The sequence below is a fragment of the Chryseolinea soli genome (assembly GCF_003589925.1).
In the GTDB taxonomy this organism is placed as follows: Bacteria; Bacteroidota; Bacteroidia; order Cytophagales; family Cyclobacteriaceae; genus Chryseolinea; species Chryseolinea soli.
The window spans coordinates 1,488,348-1,506,384 of the sequence record NZ_CP032382.1; the positions used below are offsets into that span (position 1 = coordinate 1,488,348).

Sequence of the window (18,037 nt, forward strand, 5' to 3'; positions counted from 1 at the left end):
ATCGAACTTTCATTCCTTATCTTCGTCAGCTTGATACAACCCAAGCGGCCCATTTTACAACGTAAACCGACAACGCTCACATGATCAACCTTATTCTCTTTGGCCCCCCCGGCGCAGGTAAAGGCACACAAAGTGCTAAAATCATTGAAAAATATTCGCTCATGCACATCTCTACGGGCGACCTTTTCCGCAAACACCTCAAAGAAGGAACACCCCTCGGCAAACTTGCCCAGGATTATATGTCGAAAGGAAATCTCGTGCCCGATCAATTGGTGATCGACATGGTAGACGATAAAATAAAGAGCAGTGGTCAGATCGCCGGCATCATCTTCGACGGCTTCCCCCGCACCACACCCCAGGCCGAAGCACTCGACAAATTGCTGGCCTCGAAGGGCGCCCCTATCAAAGTGCTCATCGAACTGGTTGTTCCTGAAGAAGAATTGAAGAAGCGACTGGCCGAACGCGCCGTAAAAGAAAACCGTCCCGACGATGCCAAGCCCGAAGTGATCGCAAACCGGATCAGCGTCTACAAAGCAGAGACCGTTTCGGTTGCCGACTACTATAAAAAGCTGGGCAAGTATTCATCCATCGTAGGCGTTGGTGACATTGAAAATATTTTTTCAAACCTTTGCCGCGAGATCGATAAAAGCCTGCTGCTCTAGAGCAAAGGTCTTGTATAAAAAAACTCATTAACCGCCATCTCCGTGTCCTCACCAAACTTTATTGACTACGTAAAATTTTGTTCCCGCTCGGGTCACGGAGGTGCGGGGTATTTGCATTTTCATCGCGAGAAATTTATTCAACACGGCGGTCCCGATGGCGGCAACGGGGGCCGTGGGGGTCACGTGATCCTGCGTGGCAACGCCCAGCATTGGACACTCCTCCACTTGAAGTATCGGAAGCACGTGATCGCCACCAACGGCAACCGCGGCGAAGAACAGGACCGGACCGGCCACGACGGCGAAGACGAGATCCTGGACGTGCCCCTGGGCACCGTGGCCAAGCGCGCCGACACCGAGGAGATCCTTTTCGAGATCACCGAAGACGGCAAAGAATACATCCTCACACCCGGTGGTCGCGGCGGCAAAGGCAACGCCTTTTTTGCAACCTCCACCAACCAGGCCCCCCAACACGCCCAACCCGGCGAGCCCGGCAAAGAGGAGTGGATTGTTTTGGAATTGAAACTACTGGCCGACGTCGGTTTAGTGGGGTTCCCCAATGCAGGGAAATCTACCCTGCTCTCGGTGGTGTCGGCAGCCAAACCGAAGATCGGCGACTATCCCTTCACCACCCTCACCCCAAACCTGGGCGTGGTGTCCTATCGCGACGCACACTCTTTTGTCATGGCCGACATTCCCGGCATCATTGAAGGCGCGGCCGAAGGAAAAGGGCTGGGTATCCGTTTCCTCCGCCACATCGAACGAAATTCTTTACTGCTGTTCATGATCCCCGCCGACGCCAAAGACATCGGGGTGGAATACGATATTTTATTGAACGAGCTGCGCAAATACAATCCCGAGCTTTTGGACAAAAAGCGGCTTTTGGCCATTTCCAAGGCCGATATGCTGGACGACGAATTGAAAGAAGCCATCAAAAAAGAGCTCCCAACCGAACTGCCCTCCGTGTTTATCTCCTCCATAACCTCGCAAGGAATCACCGAATTGAAGGATCTGATCTGGAAAAACCTGCATTAACCGCCCTCCAGGTGTCAAAGGCTAAAAATGTCAGATTGGCATAAAATGCCTTTGGCAAAATTGTTGACATTTGCCCCTTGTTAATTTTCCAATCCGATATGTCTATGGAAAACCACGCAAATGAAAACGAAATGAGCAAAAACGAAGAAATGATCTCTGAAAATAACGAGGCAGCAGAAAATGTGTCAGCCCAGCAGGAAACCCCTGTGGCGGAAAACGGCACCAAAGAAGGTGCTTCCGCGGAAAATGTGGTGGTAGACCCCGCCATCAAGCTGCAGCAGGAATTGGATGAGCAAAAAGATAAATACATCCGTCTCTACTCCGAATTCGACAACTTCCGTCGCCGCACGGCCAAGGAAAAGCTCGAACTCATCCAGTCTGCCAACGAACAATTGCTGAACAAGCTTCTCCCCGTAGCCGACGATTTTGATCGCGCCGAAAAATCGTTCAAAGACAAGAACGATAAAGAACTGGAGGGCTTTTTCCTTATCGCCAATAAATTCAGAAAGACCCTGGAGCAATCCGGTGTGAAGGTGATGGAGATCAACGCCCAGACCGAGTTCAACCCCGACCTTCACGAAGCCATCACCCAGATCCCCGTGCCCGACGCAGCCCAGAAAGGAAAAATCGTGGACGTGGTCGAGAAAGGTTATCTATTAAATGACAAAGTAATACGATTTGCCAAGGTGGTTGTCGGAAGTTAATTCCCCACCGGCGATCCACTTCAATATTTAACTGCATGTCAACGAAAAGAGACTACTACGAAATCCTGGGGGTCAGCAAAACTGCCTCTGCCGACGAGATCAAGAAGGCCTATCGCAAGGTGGCCATCCAATTCCATCCGGATAAAAATCCGGACAACAAGGAGGCGGAGGAACAATTCAAGGAAGCAGCCGAGGCCTACGAGGTGTTGAGCGATGCCGACAAGCGCGCGAAATACGACCGCTTCGGCCATGCCCGTCCCGGCAACGGTGGCTTTGGAGGTCATGAAATGAACATGGAGGACATCTTCAGCCAGTTTGGTGACATCTTTGGTGGCGGCGGAGGAGGAAGTCCTTTTGAAAGTTTCTTTGGTGGTTCCAGCCGTGGTGGCGGACGACGCCAGCGGAAGGGCTCAAACCTGCGGATCAAACTGAAGCTCACGCTGGAGGAAGTGGCCCACGGTGTAGAGAAAAAGATCAAGGTAAACCGCTTGATCCGTGCAGAAGGCGTAACCTTCAAGACCTGCACGACCTGCCAGGGCTCCGGCCAGGTCCGCAAGGTGGTGAACACCATGCTGGGTCAAATGGTATCGGCCAGCACCTGCCCCACCTGTGACGGCTCGGGACAAGTGATCGAAAAAAGACCTGCCGGCGTGGATAGCTCCGGTCTGGTTTCCAAAGAAGAGATCCTCAGCGTAAAAATACCGGCCGGTGTAGCCGATGGCATGCAACTCTCCATGTCGGGCAAAGGCAACGAGGCCCCTGGGGGCGGCATAGCCGGCGACCTGCTCATCCTTATCGAAGAACAGGAAGACAAGGCCCTGAAGCGCGATGGCAACAACCTCGTGTACGACCTTTATATCAGTTTTATCGACGCGGCTATCGGTACAAGCATCGAAGTGCCGTCGGTTAGCGGGAAGGTGAAGATCAAGATCGACCCCGGCACCCAGAGCGGAAAGATCCTCCGGTTGCGTGGAAAAGGCCTAAAAGACGTGAATGGCTATGAAACCGGCGACCAACTGATCTATGTGAATGTATGGACGCCCAAAAAGCTGACATCAGAAGAAAGGGCCAAATTGGAGAGTTTGAGGACCTCACATAACTTCGAACCACAACCCGATGCGAACGAAAAAGGCTTTTTTGAGCGAATGAAGGAGTTTTTCAATTAACATTGACACAACCTCTTCTTAACAGACCCCGTTTAACTAATCTTAGACGGGGTTTTTTTTATACTATTTCAACTATAAACTTACACGCCGTAACCTGCAGAGGGTTAGGCCGTAAATACAGTTCATGCACAGAAAGATTTGGTTAACATGTTGCGGAATTGCACTTGTGGGGGTGACAGTGGGTCAGATTAAGAAGCAGTTCACGGTGGAAGACTCCCAATCGTGCGAAAATATCAGGCTTTCCTTGAAAGCCAATAGTGGCAATTGCTATATCAAACCCTCCCATAACCCCGAAATTCTCAACGTTTTCAGCAATCAGACCGAACAGACCTATGCCCACAACTTCCGGAAGGAAATAAAGGGCAAAACCTGCGAAGTCCTCCTCAATCTCGAAGAAGTACAAACCGAAGGCCTCAGTCAGACCATTTCAGCCCGTTTTTTTGGCGCCTCCGACGCTCCCGTCAACGACAAGATCTGGAAAATGTACCTCACGGACGCCAAGCCCTATTTCCTGGAACTGAACTATGGCGTGGGCAATGCCAATGTGGACCTTTCCGGCCTGGCCATCAAAAAACTGAAGATCAACACCGGTAGCGCCGACGTTAATGTGAACTATAATTCGGCTCTTGAAAACCAGATCGACATGGATACTTTCTTTGTGAAAGTGGATCTGGGTTCGATCAATGTAAAGAACATCAACTTGTCGCGCACGCGCTTTGTGATGGCCGACGTAGGGTTCGGCAACATGACGCTGGATTTCAGCAACAAGCCGCTCGTCAGCAATAAAGTGAAGGGCAGTGTGGGTGCCGGAAATCTGCTCATCGTCCTTCCCAATGACCACCTCACGCCCGTACTGGTGAAGATCAAAGATTCCTGGCTTTGCAGCGTGAAGCTCCCGGGCGATTTGAAAAAGATCGGCGAAAACATGTATGCCAACGCCGCCTACACGAAAGACGCCAAGAACTCACTCACCTTCGACCTGGATGTTTCCATGGGCAACATCACTTTCCAAGAAGGAGTAGCCTCACGCTAACCCGGGCCGCATTTCTTTCCATTCAACATTTTATTGATTTTACGCATGCGCACATGCCGTCACGTAGGGCATGTTGCTCACGATCTTCCAATCCTCATCTTCTTGTATGAACTGCAGAAACACGTGCATGATCGTTTGACGGCCGTGTAAGGTGTACTGCGCCATCGCCGTGGGGCCCATCACGTGGATAGACAAGTCTTCGATCTTGTAGTCATCCCCACCCGCTTTGCCGCTGCGGATCAGGTCGAGGTAGCTTGTCTTGGAAAGAAAGGTGGACAATTGATGGGGTACGCTTTTGTTTACGATCACTTTGAACTCCGGATGGAGAAGTGAATCGATCGTTTCAATTGATCGTTGCGCAAGGGCTGAGACGTAGCTTTCAATAAGGGCGTTGATCATGGTTTCCATATTTTTTATACAAAGGAAACCGATAGGATCCGGCTGTCATTTGACGATCGTCACAAAAGCAAATCGTGTCACTGGTCAATCTGAAATACGAGCCCTGATCCTGCTCAGCGTTTCGCGCGCCACGCCGAGATAAGTCGCCAGGTATTGCAGGGGCACCCGGCGCACCAATTCGGGATGATGCTCCACCACAAATTGATAACGCTCCGTAGGCGAGTATAAAGTAAACAACCCTGCATAAGCATTTTGGCGGATCATCATTTGTTCCACGATAGCCCTTCCGATAGATTCAAACACAGGTGCGCGTTTATACAACGCCAACATCTTTTCACGGTCGCCATACACGATGCGCGTCTCTTCCAATGTTTCTAATGTATGCTTTGACGGTTGCTGGAGCGTAAGGCTTTCAAAATCGCTGGCAAACTCATTCTCGAAATAGAAATGATTGCAGATCTCCTGGCCATTCTTTAGTGCATAAGAGCGCACGGCGCCCGTTTCAATAAAATATAATCCGCGACAAACCTGCCCCGCCGACAGGCACACGGTTTTCGCGGGGAAGTTTTTTTCCGTAAGGCACGATGTGAAGGTGAGCCACTCTTCCTGGGTGATGGGGCGGATGGCCGAAAGCAATTTATGTAGCGCGTGAAACATGTGGTTCCTGTTCTGCTTTACCATGGAAAAATCGGCAAAGCCAAATCCTTTGTTAAAGAGAATACATTTATTCTGTAATTTCCAGTGTTAATCGGATACTAATTCCAAAAACCTAACAACAGTGGAGGCCGCATTAATCGCTCAACACGTTACCAAGCGCTATACCAACCACGTAGCCCTGGACCAGGTAAGCCTGACCATTCCGCAACAAACCATCTTTGGTTTGCTGGGACCCAATGGCGCCGGGAAGACCACCCTTATCCGCATCATCAATCAGATCATCAACGCCGACAGCGGCGAGATCTCCATTTTTGGAGACCCCCTGCAGCCCAAACACATCGGCACTATCGGCTATTTGCCGGAGGAGCGCGGGTTGTACAAGAAACTGAAAGTGGGCGAGCAACTGGTATACCTCGCGCAACTCAAAGGACTGTCGCGCAAGGATGCTTCCGAAAAAAGCAAAGCCTGGATGCGGAAATTCGAGATCACCGATTGGTGGAACAAGAAGGTGGAGGACCTCAGCAAGGGCATGGCGCAAAAAGTGCAGTTCATCAGCACGGTGATGCACGAACCCAGGCTGATCATTTTAGATGAACCCTTCTCCGGCTTCGACCCGGTGAACGCGCAGTTGATCACCCAAGAGATCCTGGAGCTGAAAGCAAAAGGCTGCACCATCATTTTCTCCACCCACCGCATGGAGACCGTAGAAGATCTTTGTGACCACATCGCGCTCATCAACAAATCCAAAAAGATCCTGGAGGGCTCCAAGAAGCAAGTGAAGGATACGTATCGCACCAACACGTTTGTGGTGGAACATAAGGGCACCTTCAATCTTTCCAGCGATGGGTATGAATTGGTGGAGCAAAAAAATATAGAAGACACCTTCTTCCGATCGGTCATACGATCAAGACATGTTACTTCGCCCAATCAACTGATCCGCGATCTGACCAACGTTACCGAAGTGCACAGCTTTATTGAAAAAATACCGACCATGAGCGAGATCTTCATTACCCTGGTGAAAGGAGGCAGCGATGAATAAGATATTTTTAATTATCCAGCGCGAATTTCTGAACCGCGTTCAGAAAAAATCCTTTCTCATCGCCACCATTGTGTTGCCCTTGATCTTCCCGGCCATCATGGCGGTGCTGGTGTATTTCTCGATTCAGCAAAAGAAAAATGCCACGCGACAGACCATTCAATACGTGGATGAAAGCGGTTTCTTTGTGCCCGACACGTCGAAATTTGTTTTCAAAAAATTGGCCATCGATGTGAGAGCGGCGAAGGAGGCCTTTCAATCGTCAGACGACTATGGATTGCTTTACATTCCCAAGCTTGAATTGTCGCACCCCAACGGAGTGACACTCTACACCAAGATCAATCCCAGCCCCAACGATATCGGCAACCTGGAAGGCATGCTCGAAAACCAGATCCGGGAATTGAAAATGCAGAAGTTCAATGTCGATCAAAAAGTTTTGGACAGCCTCAAGACCGATGTGCCCATTGAAAATTTGAATGTGGCCGATGCGGGGCAAGAGAAAAAATCCAACTCCAACATACTGTTGGGTGTGGGGGTGGCCGCAGGCATTCTCATGTATATGTTCATCTTCATCTACGGTGCGCAAATCATGCAGGGGATCATCGAAGAAAAAACCAGCAAGGTGGTGGAAGTGATCGTGTCGTCGGTGCGGCCGTTTCAATTGATGATGGGCAAGATCATCGGGCTGGCGTCGGTTGGGTTGCTGCAGTTCCTCATTTGGATCGTGCTCATCACCACGCTTTCGTCGGTTGTGCTGGCCTATTTTGGTGTGCAGATGCCGCAGCAGCAAATGATGCAGGAGGTGGCGCAAAACAATCCGAACATGCAAGGCCCCGAATCGGTGGAGATCTTGAAGATGCTAAGTCAGATTCCTTTCGGGTATGTGATCTTCAACTTCTTGTTTTATTTCCTGGGTGGATATTTATTGTACGGCGCCTTGTTTGCCGCCGTGGGTTCTGCGGTGGATAGTCCCGCCGAAGCACAACAATTCATGTTCCCGATCACCATTCCCTTGCTGATCTCCTACTTTGGTTTGTTCACCTTTATTATGAACGACCCCCACAGCACGGTGAGCGTCTGGCTCTCCATCATCCCCTTCACTTCGCCCATTGCCATGATGGGACGCATCGCCTTTGGCGTGCCCGCCTGGCAGCTGGCGCTCTCTATGGTTTCCCTGATCTTAGGATTTATGCTCACCACCTGGGTGGCGGGGCGGATCTACCGCGTGGGCATTCTCATGCATGGCACCAAGATCAACTACAAGGTGATGGCCAAGTGGTTTATGATGAAGGGATAAGCGCGTCGGCGGTCAGCGATATTTAAATAAAAAACCGGGTGAAGCGTCATCCGGTTTTTTATTTATCTTTCAAATCGCAATGAGTAAAAAAAGTACGATTCCGTCGCTGGACTTCTACCAGAACAACTCCAATATCAAGTGGGTGGTGCTGGTGGCCTCTGTGCTGATCAGCATCGGTTCGATCTACTACACCAACATTTTGGTGGACCAGCTGAAAGATCGCGAACGCCAGCAGGTGCAACTCTATGCCAAAGCCATCGAATACACCGCCAACGACGAGGGCACGGGCGACGTGAACTTCATCGCCCAGGAGATCCTGTTCCAAAATAATTCCATTCCCATCATCCAGGTGAGCGACAGCAACAAAGTGCTTTCCTCGCGCAACGTGGACGTGGACGACACGTGGTCGGAGAAAAAAAGGAATGCCTTTTTAAAAAAGGAAATGCAGATCATGCGCGAAACCTATGAGCCCATCAAGGTGACGTTGCGCGATCCGCAAACCGGCGAGGTCTTTGGCACACAATTCATTTATTATAAAAATTCTTTTTTGCTAAAACAGCTTATCGCCTACCCCTACATACAGCTTTCGGTCATTGCCATTTTTGGGTTTATTGCCTACCTGGCCTTTAACTATTCCAAAGCAGCGGAGCAAAACCGCGTATGGGTGGGACTGGCAAAGGAAACCGCCCACCAATTGGGCACGCCCCTGTCGTCGTTGATGGCCTGGGTGGAGGTGTTGCGCGACGACCCGGATATGAAACACAAGGGGACGGTGGAGGAACTGGAGAAGGACATTCAGAAGCTCCGGATCGTGACCGAGCGCTTCTCCAGCATTGGCTCCATCCCAACCCTGAAAAAAGAGAACATTGTGTCGCTCATCAACAATGTGGTCAACTATCTCCGGCCACGGGTGTCGTCGCGGGTGCGGATGGAGGTGTTCACGCTTTCGGAGAATATCTTTGCCAATGTCCACGCCCCGCTTTTCGAGTGGGTGATTGAAAACCTGTCCAAGAACGCGGTCGATGCCATGGGCAACAGCGGGCTCATCGCCATCAAGGTGCTGCGGGGCAACGAGGGCAAGATCTTTATCGACATTTCGGATACCGGCAAGGGCATTCCCCGTTCCAAGATCGACCAGGTGTTCCGGCCGGGGTTCACTACTAAGAAAAGAGGTTGGGGGTTAGGCCTCACGCTGGCCAAACGGATCATCGAAACTTACCACGATGGCAAAATTTTCGTGAAGTCGTCGGAAGAAAACCTGGGTACAACTTTCAGGATTGTGCTGAACGCGGCTTGAGGGCCAAATCACGGTTTTTAGGTGTGTGTGCGCGGGTATTCGCACACGTAAACAACTGTCAATAATTCGTATTTGAGCCTTTGTTCTTCATCCATAAACGGCTACTTTTGCGGTCAATTTCAGACCTTAATTTTCAAAAACCAGATAAAGCATGGCAAATATTGGTAAGATCACCCAGGTAATCGGTCCTGTAGTCGATGTGGCCTTCGATGGCGAAGGGGCTAAACTTCCGAATATCCTTGATTCTCTTGTTGTTACAAAAGCAGACGGCACCGTGGTGGTGTTGGAGTGCCAACAACACCTTGGCGAAGACCGCGTACGCACCATTTCGATGGAAGGTACCGAAGGTCTTGTGCGGGGAATGAAGGTGACCGATAACGGTACTCCCATCCAAATGCCCATTGGCGAAGATATTAAAGGCCGCCTTTTCAACGTGATTGGCCACGCCATCGATGGTATCAAGCAACCCAAAGGCGACAAATCGCTGCCGATCCACCGTGCGGCGCCCGCTTTCGAAGACCTTTCCACGTCGACCGAAGTGCTCTTTACCGGTATTAAAGTTATTGACCTTATCGAGCCCTACGCCAAGGGTGGTAAGATCGGGTTGTTCGGTGGTGCTGGTGTAGGCAAGACCGTATTGATCCAGGAGCTTATCAACAACATTGCGAAAGCCTATTCCGGTCTTTCCGTGTTTGCAGGTGTGGGCGAAAGAACCCGCGAAGGAAACGACCTTCTCCGCGAAATGATCGAAGCCGGCATCGTGGACTATGGCGAAGAATTTATGAAATCGCTGCACGCCGGCGGATGGGATCTGTCGAAAGTGAGCGAAGAAAAACTGAAAGACTCCAAGGCAACCTTCGTGTTCGGACAAATGAACGAACCTCCCGGAGCCCGTGCCCGCGTAGCCCTGTCAGGCTTGACGGTAGCCGAATATTTCCGAGACGGCGATGGACAAGGCAAAGGCCGCGACATCCTCTTCTTCGTAGACAACATCTTCCGTTTCACACAAGCAGGTTCTGAAGTATCGGCCCTCCTCGGCCGGATGCCTTCTGCCGTAGGATACCAACCCACACTGGCCACCGAAATGGGTGCCATGCAGGAACGCATCACCTCAACGAAAAACGGTTCCATCACATCGGTACAGGCCGTATACGTACCTGCCGATGACTTGACCGACCCTGCTCCTGCTACAACATTCGCGCACTTGGATGCCACCACCGTATTGTCGCGGAAGATCTCCGAGTTGGGTATCTACCCGGCCGTGGATCCTTTGGATTCTACGTCGCGCATTCTCCGTCCCGAGATCGTGGGTGAAGAGCACTACAACTGTGCCCAGCGTGTGAAGAGCATCCTCCAGCGCTACAAAGAATTGCAAGACATCATCGCCATCCTCGGTATGGACGAATTGTCGGACGAAGACAAACTGGTCGTAACCCGTGCTCGTCGCGTGCAGCGCTTCTTGTCGCAGCCCTTCCACGTGGCCGAAGCCTTCACCGGTTTGAAAGGCGTGTTGGTAGACATCAAGGATACCATCAAAGGATTCAACGCTATCATGGATGGCGAATACGATCACTTGCCTGAAATGGCCTTCAACCTGGTTGGAAGCATCGAGCAAGCCGAAGAGAAAGGCCAGAAGATGATGGCCGAAGCCAAAGGATAATTCATTATAAACAACGGTGGAGGTTTAGCGCCTCCACCCTGTTTTCATATTTTATATCGACACATGCATCTTGAAATATTAACCCCCGAAAAAAAGGTTTTTGAAGGCGACGTAACTTCGGCCACCTTTCCCGGCGCCGACGGATCGTTCCAGGTGCTCGATCACCATGCTCCCCTTATCAGCTTGCTGAAAGAAGGCGTGGTGGAATACAAAGGCAAGGAAGGCGCCAAGCATGTTACCGTCACCGGTGGCGTGGTGGAAGTGCTGAAAAACAAAGTGATCCTTTTGGCAACCGGCGTGATCGGTTGATCTGAGATAATTTTTCTTATAAAAAAAGCCCTGGGTTAACCGGGGCTTTTGCTTTTATAGGTCTTTTGTCACGAAGGCTTGTTCTTTTTCCGATTGAAAATGCGATTGAACGACCGCTTCTCGAACTCCCAGAAGAAGTTGAATTGTCCGAATAAAAATCCATAGGCCAGCAGCACGACATTATACAGCGGGAGAATGAAGATGTAGTACAGCACCGATGCCAAGGTGGAGTTGCCCTCGTCGCCAGCCAGAAAATTCAGGATGGGCTTCTTGATGAAAAGGACCGTGAACCCAGTGCACGCAAAAACCACAAGAACCATCACCACTTGCAAAGCGCTGCCCAGCTTCCAGCGCTGCTTTAACCGTTCCATCCACGAGGCTTGTTCCATAGGCTACGTTTCATCAAATTTTACAAAATATTTCCATATACCCATAACGGGAACAGGCGCTTCCAGGGTTATGGGTTCTTTCTTCACCGGGTGAATGAATGACAGGCGTCGCGCATGGAGATAGATGCTGCCGTCTTCGTTGGCGGTATCGTCACCATACTTCACATCGCCTTTGATGGGGCAGCCCATGCTGGCCAATTGGGCGCGGATCTGGTGCGAGCGCCCGGTCACGGGGTTGACTTGCAGCAGCCAATGCCCTTCGGCCGAACCGAGAACTTTGTAGCTAAGCTCAGAACGCAGGGCGTTGCCGGTTTCTTTTTTGTATACCGTGGTTTTGTTTTTCTTTTCGTCTTTCTGGAGCCAATGGATGAGCGTGCCTTCGGGTTGAGGAGGCTTTGACCGGACGATCGCCCAATAGGTCTTCACCGTTTCTTTTTCGCGAAAGAGCGCGTTCATGCGCTCCAACGCCTTGGATGTACGCGCCAGCACCACCACACCGCTTACGGGGCGATCCAGGCGATGCACGACACCCAGGAAAACTTCACCGGGCTTGCGATATTTTTCTTTGATGTATTGCTTCCCCAACTCCACCAAGGGCACATCTCCCGTAGAATCGCCCTGCACAAGGATGCCGGGTGATTTGTTGACGACCAATAAATGGTTGTCTTCGAAGATGACGGTGAAGGGAACTGGGGGTTTTGTCATGGGGAAATTCAGAAATCAAACTTGCGAAATGTTGCGGGATTTAAAAAGGGGCAGATTGTCGCAAACGACTGGCGTCCTGCTTTTTGAAATTTTCGTATATTCGGATGTTATCAGGTTATGAAAACACTGCACTCAAATCCCTCCAAAATTTTGACCCTCGAAGAGTTTCTTCAGCTAGAAGAAACGAACACCCCTTGTGAGCTAATTAATGGAGAGTTGATTATGAGTCCTACACCCACATTCGAACACCAAACCATATTGGGCCGTCTTCATGTATTGTTTTTCCACGCTGCAGAATCTACAGGTGGCAATGCATGCTTGTCGCCATTTGATTTGCACATCGATGAACGCAATGTGTTTCAGCCTGACCTCATGTACCTATCCCCCGCAAAAAAAACGTTCATCACACCTCGTGGCATTAAAGGACCGCCCGACATTGCGGTAGAAATTCTTTCACCTTCCAATAGGCATACCGATATCAGTGACAAGAAAGAAGGCTACTTACGATTAGGTGTGTCCGAGTATTGGATTGTTGATCCTCCCCGCAAAAACATTACAATCTTCACTCCCGCTTCCGGAGAAGAAATACCGTTACGCGTGTTTGCCGGAAATGATGAAGTGACTTCCACGGTCTTTCCTACATTGAGGTTCAAGGCCGACACGATTTTTCCTGCTTAGTTACTTTTCTTGCACGATCAGTGCGACATTTTCGACTTCATAACAGGACAAAATCAATCCTTGAACTCCGACGTGAAGTGAAACTGAATATCTGGAAAATTATCCTGCACCATCTGCAACCACGCGCGCGACTCGGCCATAAACACAAGCTTGTCGTCTTTATCACGGGCGATATGGCGTTGTTTTGAATCGATGAACTCGGCCAGTTTCTTCGGATCGTGACTGCTGATCCAACAGGCCTTGTAAATATTTTGAGGAACAAATTGTGCTGTGGCGTTGTATTCGTTCTTCAAACGGAACTGGATCACTTCAAATTGGAGTGCACCGACAACGCCTACTACTTTCTTCTTGCCCAACTCATAGGTGAACAGCTGTGCCACACCTTCCTCCATCAATTGCAACAATCCTTTTTCGAGCTGCTTGGTTTTCATGGCGTCCATGTTCACCACTTCCTTGAAAATCTCTGGAGAGAAACTGGGGATGCCGGTGTATAGCGTTTTTTCGCCTTCGGTAAGCGTGTCGCCAATCTTGAGATTTCCCGTATCAAAAATACCGACAATGTCGCCGGGCCATGCTTCGTCTACGGTTTCACGATCCTGGGCCATAAACGCGGTGGCGTTGGAGAAGCGCAGGTTCTTTTCCTGGCGAACGTGATAATAATTGTTGCCGCGTTCGAACTTTCCAGAGCAAATGCGCAGGAAGGCAATGCGGTTGCGATGTTTGGGATCCATGTTGGCGTGGATCTTGAAAATAAAACCGCTGAACTTGTTTTCATCCGGCTCTATGACGCGCAAAGTCGTTTCCCGCGGAATCGGCGGCGGCGCGATGCGAATGAACGTGTCCAACAATTCCTTTACACCAAAATTATTTACAGCGCTACCAAAGAAAACCGGGGCTACTTTTCCGGCTAGGTATTCTGTGGGATCAAAATCCGGGTAAACGCCTTCGATCAACTCTACATCTGCACGCAGCTGGCGGGCATTGGTCTCACCAACATAACCATCCAACTTCGGATCCGAAATGTCGCTCGCTTCAATGCGATCTTCCTCTACCTTCGTTTTACTGGGTGTGAAAAGCGTCAGACTTTTGTCGTATAGATTATAAACGCCCTTGAAGGTTTTTCCCATGCTAATGGGCCAACTCAGGGGACGCACTTTGATGTTGAGTTTCTCTTCCACCTCGTCCAGCAACTCAAAAGGGTCGCGGCCTTCGCGGTCGAGTTTGTTGATGAAACAGATCACGGGTGTATTGCGCATGCGGCACACTTCCATGAGCTTTTCGGTTTGGATCTCCACGCCCTTCACGCAGTCGATCACGAGGATCACGCTATCCACCGCCGTCAGGGTGCGGTAGGTATCTTCGGCAAAGTCCTGGTGACCGGGTGTATCCAGCAGGTTGATCTTGACGTCGCGATAGTTAAAGCCCATTACCGAGGTGGCCACGGAGATACCCCGTTGCTTTTCAATTTCCATCCAGTCGGAACGGGCGTGGTCTTTGATTTTGCTGGACTTCACGGCCCCGGCTTTCTGGATGGCGCCGCCAAAGAGAAGGAGTTTCTCGGTGAGGGTGGTTTTTCCGGCATCGGGGTGACTGATAATTCCGAAAGTTCTGCGTTTTTCTATCTCTTGTTCCAGGCTCATAATCAATACGAAGCCGCAAAAGTAATCAAAAGTTCGTATCCCGGGGACCCGATCCGGATAAAGCCCGGCAGGCGGCACGTCGCCCCAGACATTGCTGTGGTACCCTTCGGCCCTGACCTTCCGGGCCCACATCCCCCAGCTTTCAAGCCATTCCAACCTCAACCTTAATTTATTGGAATGGCTTTTAATCCTGAAAAACGATAACCAACTTAGCCTCCCTTCTGCAAAAGGCAGAAGAATCACTCAACCAACCCTAAGTAATAATGCAATACAGAAGATTCGGTAGAACCAATTGGAACGTCAGCGAGATTGGCTACGGCATGTGGGGCCTGGCCGGCTGGACGGGTTCCGAGCAGGCAGAAGTGGAGCGGGCGCTGGACCGTTCCGTGGAACTGGGCTGCAATTTTTTTGACACCGCCTGGGGCTATGGCGCCGGCAAGAGCGAGCAGATCCTCGGAGGCCTCATCAAGCGTCACGGATCGAAACGGATCTATTTCGCCACCAAAATTCCACCGAAAAACTTCAAATGGCCATCCCAAGCCAGCTTCACGCTGGAAGAATGCTTCCCCGCATCACACATCATTGCCTACACCGAGAAGAGTCTCAAGAACCTGAACGTGGAGTGCATCGACCTCCAGCAATTCCACGTGTGGGAGGACAGTTGGGCCGACCACGACGAGTGGAAAAAAGCCGTCGACACCCTGAAGCGCCAGGGCAAGATCCTGCACATGGGCGTCAGCGTGAACCGCTGGGAACCCAACAACGTGTTGAATACGCTAAAGACCAATCTCATCGACGCCGTGCAGGTGATCTATAACATCTTCGACCAGGCTCCCGAAGACCTCCTTTTCCCCCTTTGCCGCAAGCTCGACGTCGGCGTCATCGCCCGCGTTCCCTTTGATGAAGGCACACTGACGGGCACGCTCACCAAAGAAACGGTGTTTCCTAAAGACGACTGGCGCTCGACCTATTTTGTGCCCGAAAATCTGAACTCCAGCGTAGACCACGCCGAAGCCTTGAAGCCGCTCATCCCGCCCGGCATGACCATGCCCGAAATGGCGCTCCGGTTCATCCTGGAAAATGACGACGTACACACCATCATCCCGGGCATGCGAAAGCTCCGGAACGTGGACGCGAACATGGCTTCCAGCGATGGCAAAAAACTGCAAGAGTCGCTGCGTATAGCCCTGAAGGATCATCGTTGGGACCGCACGCCGACGGAATGGTCGCAGTAGCTGAAAGTGTCGTGTCAGGTGCCGGTTGAAAACCCCTCAATTATGGCCTGGATGGCCCAAAATGCAGGGAATTTTACTGTCATTGTGTCACGGAAACCCCCTGAAATCCCCCTTGGCACAGCGCTTGAAGAGAGGGATTCTACAAACTTTTAGCAAACTTAAAACACTGAACATATCATGGGAAAAATTATCGGTATAGACTTAGGAACTACCAACTCGTGCGTGGCCGTCATGGAAGGCAACGAGCCGGTGGTGATTGCCAACAGTGAGGGTCGCAGAACGACGCCTTCCATTGTGGCATTTTTAGATAATGGAAAGGGAGAGCGCAAAGTGGGCGACCCGGCAAAACGCCAGGCCATCACCAACCCCAAAAACACGGTCTCTTCCATCAAACGCTTCATGGGTAAAAAATTCGATGAAGTAAGCGAAGAAAAGAAAATCGTTTCCTACCAGATCGAATCCGGCAACAACAACACCGTGCGCGTGCGCATTGGCGACCGCCTTTTCACGCCTCAAGAAATCTCTGCAATGATCCTTCAGAAAATGAAGAGCACGGCAGAAGATTACCTGGGCACTACGGTAACCGAAGCCGTCATCACCGTGCCGGCATACTTTAACGATGCCGAACGTCAGGCTACGAAAGAAGCCGGACAGATCGCCGGCCTCGATGTGAAACGCATCATCAACGAACCCACCGCTGCCGCCCTCGCCTATGGCCTGGACAAGAAGCACAGTGACATGAAGATCGCTGTATACGACTTAGGTGGTGGTACATTCGATATCTCTGTTCTTGAATTGGGTGACGGCGTGTTTGAAGTAAAGTCCACCAACGGTGATGTGCACCTCGGTGGTGACGACTTCGACATGCGCATCATGAACTGGCTGGCCGACGAATTCCAAAAAGAAGAGAACGTCGACCTGCGCAAAGATCCCATGGCGTTGCAACGTCTGAAAGAAGCTGCTGAAAAAGCCAAGATCGAGTTGTCGAGCTCCATGGAAACCGAAGTGAACTTGCCGTACGTAACCTCAGTAGACGGCGTGCCCAAGCACTTGGTAAAGAAACTGAGCCGCGCAAAATTTGAACAACTGGTGGATGACCTGGTGCGCAGAACACTTGAACCTTGCCGCAAGGCCGTTCAGGATGCCGGCATCAACGTAGGCCAGATCGACGAAGTTATTCTCGTGGGTGGTTCTACCCGTATCCCCCGCATCGTGGAAGAAGTGGAAAAATTCTTTGGCAAGAAACCTTCCAAGGGTGTGAACCCGGATGAAGTAGTGGCTGTAGGTGCTGCGATCCAGGGCGGTGTGTTGACCGGTGAAGTGAAAGACGTGTTGCTCCTGGATGTTACTCCGCTCTCGCTGGGTATCGAAACCATGGGTGGTGTGTTCACCAAGCTGATCGAATCCAACACGACGATCCCTTCCAAGAAATCGGAAGTGTTCTCGACGGCATCCGACAGCCAGCCTTCCGTGGAGATCCACGTGTTGCAAGGCGAGCGCCCCATGGCGAAGGACAACCGGACCATCGGCCGCTTCCACCTCGACGGTATTCCGCCCGCACCCCGCGGCATCCCTCAAATCGAAGTAACGTTCGACATTGATGCCAACGGCATCCTCCACGTGTCGGCAAAAGATAAAGGAACAGGTAAGGAACAAAAGATCAGAATTGAAGCTTCTTCCGGATTGACGGACGCCGAAATCCAAAAGATGAAGCAGGAAGCTCAGGCCAACGCCGACGCCGACAAGAAGGTGAAGGAAACGGTAGAGAAAATCAACCAGGCCGATTCGCTGATCTTCCAAACCGAAAAACAATTGAAAGAATTCGGCGACAAGCTTTCCGAAGGCAACAAGAGCGCCATCAACAGCGCACTTGAAAAACTGAGAGAAGCACACAAGAGCCAGGACGGTGCTCAGATCGACACCGCTGTGGCGAACCTGAACAACGCATGGTCTGCAGCCTCTACGGAGATGTACAATGCCACGAACAATAGTGGTGCTGCAGGCGGCAATGCTGGTGCTAATGCAAACGCCGGTGGTTCAGCTTCCGATGGCAACAACGTGTCGGATGTTGAATACGAAGAAGTGAACGACAACAAGAAGTAATTTTTTCGATTGATAGTTTAATGGTTCAAGTTGGA

Annotated in this window: 18 protein-coding genes; 13 read left to right on the top strand and 5 right to left on the bottom strand. The window is 50.9% G+C overall.

Annotation, left to right across the window (positions count from 1 at the left end):
• Nucleotides 1-80 precede the first annotated feature (80 nt).
• The 5 genes from D4L85_RS06360 (at nt 81) to D4L85_RS06380 (ending at nt 4,597) form a co-directional block, all read left to right on the top strand.
• Nucleotides 81-662, top strand: coding sequence for an adenylate kinase (locus tag D4L85_RS06360; RefSeq protein WP_119753515.1), 582 nt, complete (start codon nt 81-83; stop codon nt 660-662).
• A gap of 42 nt (nt 663-704) precedes the next feature.
• Entirely contained in the window at nt 705-1,694 is a 990-nt protein-coding gene (gene obgE, locus D4L85_RS06365) for a GTPase ObgE (protein WP_119753516.1), read from the top strand.
• A gap of 104 nt (nt 1,695-1,798) precedes the next feature.
• Nucleotides 1,799-2,398, top strand: a complete 600-nt coding sequence (locus D4L85_RS06370; RefSeq protein ID WP_228450790.1) for a nucleotide exchange factor GrpE — start codon at nt 1,799-1,801, stop codon at nt 2,396-2,398.
• 35 nt (nt 2,399-2,433) lie between these two features.
• Nucleotides 2,434-3,564, top strand: coding sequence for a molecular chaperone DnaJ (gene dnaJ, locus D4L85_RS06375; RefSeq protein WP_119753518.1), 1,131 nt, complete (start codon nt 2,434-2,436; stop codon nt 3,562-3,564).
• A gap of 124 nt (nt 3,565-3,688) precedes the next feature.
• Complete coding sequence (locus D4L85_RS06380; RefSeq protein ID WP_160143571.1) at nt 3,689-4,597, top strand: hypothetical protein; 909 nt, start codon at nt 3,689-3,691, stop codon at nt 4,595-4,597.
• A gap of 39 nt (nt 4,598-4,636) precedes the next feature.
• On the opposite strand, the gene D4L85_RS06385 is transcribed toward D4L85_RS06380, so the two are convergent.
• The gene (locus D4L85_RS06385; protein ID WP_119753520.1) at nt 4,637-5,005 is read right to left on the bottom strand and encodes a nuclear transport factor 2 family protein; all 369 of its coding nucleotides are present in this window, start codon (nt 5,003-5,005) and stop codon (nt 4,637-4,639) included.
• A 75-nt stretch (nt 5,006-5,080) separates the two neighbouring features.
• On the bottom strand, nt 5,081-5,653 hold the full coding sequence (locus D4L85_RS06390) for a Crp/Fnr family transcriptional regulator (RefSeq protein ID WP_160143572.1): 573 nt from the start codon (nt 5,651-5,653) through the stop codon (nt 5,081-5,083).
• A gap of 121 nt (nt 5,654-5,774) precedes the next feature.
• Between D4L85_RS06390 and D4L85_RS06395 the strand changes: the two genes are divergently transcribed.
• The 5 genes from D4L85_RS06395 (at nt 5,775) to atpC (ending at nt 11,252) form a co-directional block, all read left to right on the top strand.
• Nucleotides 5,775-6,692 carry an ABC transporter ATP-binding protein gene (locus tag D4L85_RS06395; RefSeq protein ID WP_119753522.1) on the top strand — a complete coding sequence of 306 codons (918 nt, stop codon included), beginning with the start codon at nt 5,775-5,777 and terminating at the stop codon, nt 6,690-6,692.
• Complete coding sequence (locus D4L85_RS06400; RefSeq protein ID WP_119753523.1) at nt 6,685-7,986, top strand: ABC transporter permease; 1,302 nt, start codon at nt 6,685-6,687, stop codon at nt 7,984-7,986. The genes D4L85_RS06395 and D4L85_RS06400 overlap by 8 nt, the downstream gene beginning before the upstream one ends.
• Nucleotides 7,987-8,065: 79 nt before the next feature.
• Nucleotides 8,066-9,283: a sensor histidine kinase gene (locus D4L85_RS06405; protein WP_119753524.1), complete on the top strand. Its 1,218-nt coding sequence runs from the start codon at nt 8,066-8,068 to the stop codon at nt 9,281-9,283.
• A gap of 151 nt (nt 9,284-9,434) precedes the next feature.
• Nucleotides 9,435-10,943 (top strand): F0F1 ATP synthase subunit beta, encoded by a 1,509-nt coding sequence (gene atpD, locus D4L85_RS06410; RefSeq protein WP_119753525.1) that lies wholly within the window; start codon nt 9,435-9,437, stop codon nt 10,941-10,943.
• 63 nt (nt 10,944-11,006) lie between these two features.
• Nucleotides 11,007-11,252: an ATP synthase F1 subunit epsilon gene (gene atpC, locus D4L85_RS06415; protein ID WP_073141489.1), complete on the top strand. Its 246-nt coding sequence runs from the start codon at nt 11,007-11,009 to the stop codon at nt 11,250-11,252.
• Between the two features lie 68 nt (nt 11,253-11,320).
• Here atpC and D4L85_RS06420 read toward each other — a convergent pair whose 3' ends face one another.
• On the bottom strand, nt 11,321-11,641 hold the full coding sequence (locus tag D4L85_RS06420) for a DUF6787 family protein (protein WP_119753526.1): 321 nt from the start codon (nt 11,639-11,641) through the stop codon (nt 11,321-11,323).
• A gap of 3 nt (nt 11,642-11,644) precedes the next feature.
• Nucleotides 11,645-12,346, bottom strand: a complete 702-nt coding sequence (locus D4L85_RS06425) for an RluA family pseudouridine synthase (protein ID WP_119753527.1) — start codon at nt 12,344-12,346, stop codon at nt 11,645-11,647.
• Nucleotides 12,347-12,463: 117 nt separating this feature from the next.
• Here D4L85_RS06425 and D4L85_RS06430 point away from each other — a divergent pair, with 117 nt between their 5' ends.
• The gene (locus D4L85_RS06430; protein WP_119753528.1) at nt 12,464-13,024 is read left to right on the top strand and encodes a Uma2 family endonuclease; all 561 of its coding nucleotides are present in this window, start codon (nt 12,464-12,466) and stop codon (nt 13,022-13,024) included.
• A gap of 53 nt (nt 13,025-13,077) precedes the next feature.
• Here the strand turns inward: D4L85_RS06430 and D4L85_RS06435 are convergent, their stop codons facing one another.
• Nucleotides 13,078-14,664, bottom strand: coding sequence for a peptide chain release factor 3 (locus D4L85_RS06435; protein WP_119753529.1), 1,587 nt, complete (start codon nt 14,662-14,664; stop codon nt 13,078-13,080).
• 263 nt (nt 14,665-14,927) lie between these two features.
• On the opposite strand from D4L85_RS06435, the gene D4L85_RS06440 reads away from it, so the two are divergent.
• Together D4L85_RS06440 and dnaK are read left to right on the top strand one after the other, a co-directional pair.
• Nucleotides 14,928-15,899, top strand: coding sequence for an aldo/keto reductase (locus D4L85_RS06440; RefSeq protein WP_119753530.1), 972 nt, complete (start codon nt 14,928-14,930; stop codon nt 15,897-15,899).
• Nucleotides 15,900-16,076: 177 nt separating this feature from the next.
• Nucleotides 16,077-18,002 carry a molecular chaperone DnaK gene (gene dnaK, locus D4L85_RS06445; protein ID WP_119753531.1) on the top strand — a complete coding sequence of 642 codons (1,926 nt, stop codon included), beginning with the start codon at nt 16,077-16,079 and terminating at the stop codon, nt 18,000-18,002.
• The last annotated feature ends 35 nt before the right edge of the window (nt 18,003-18,037 follow it).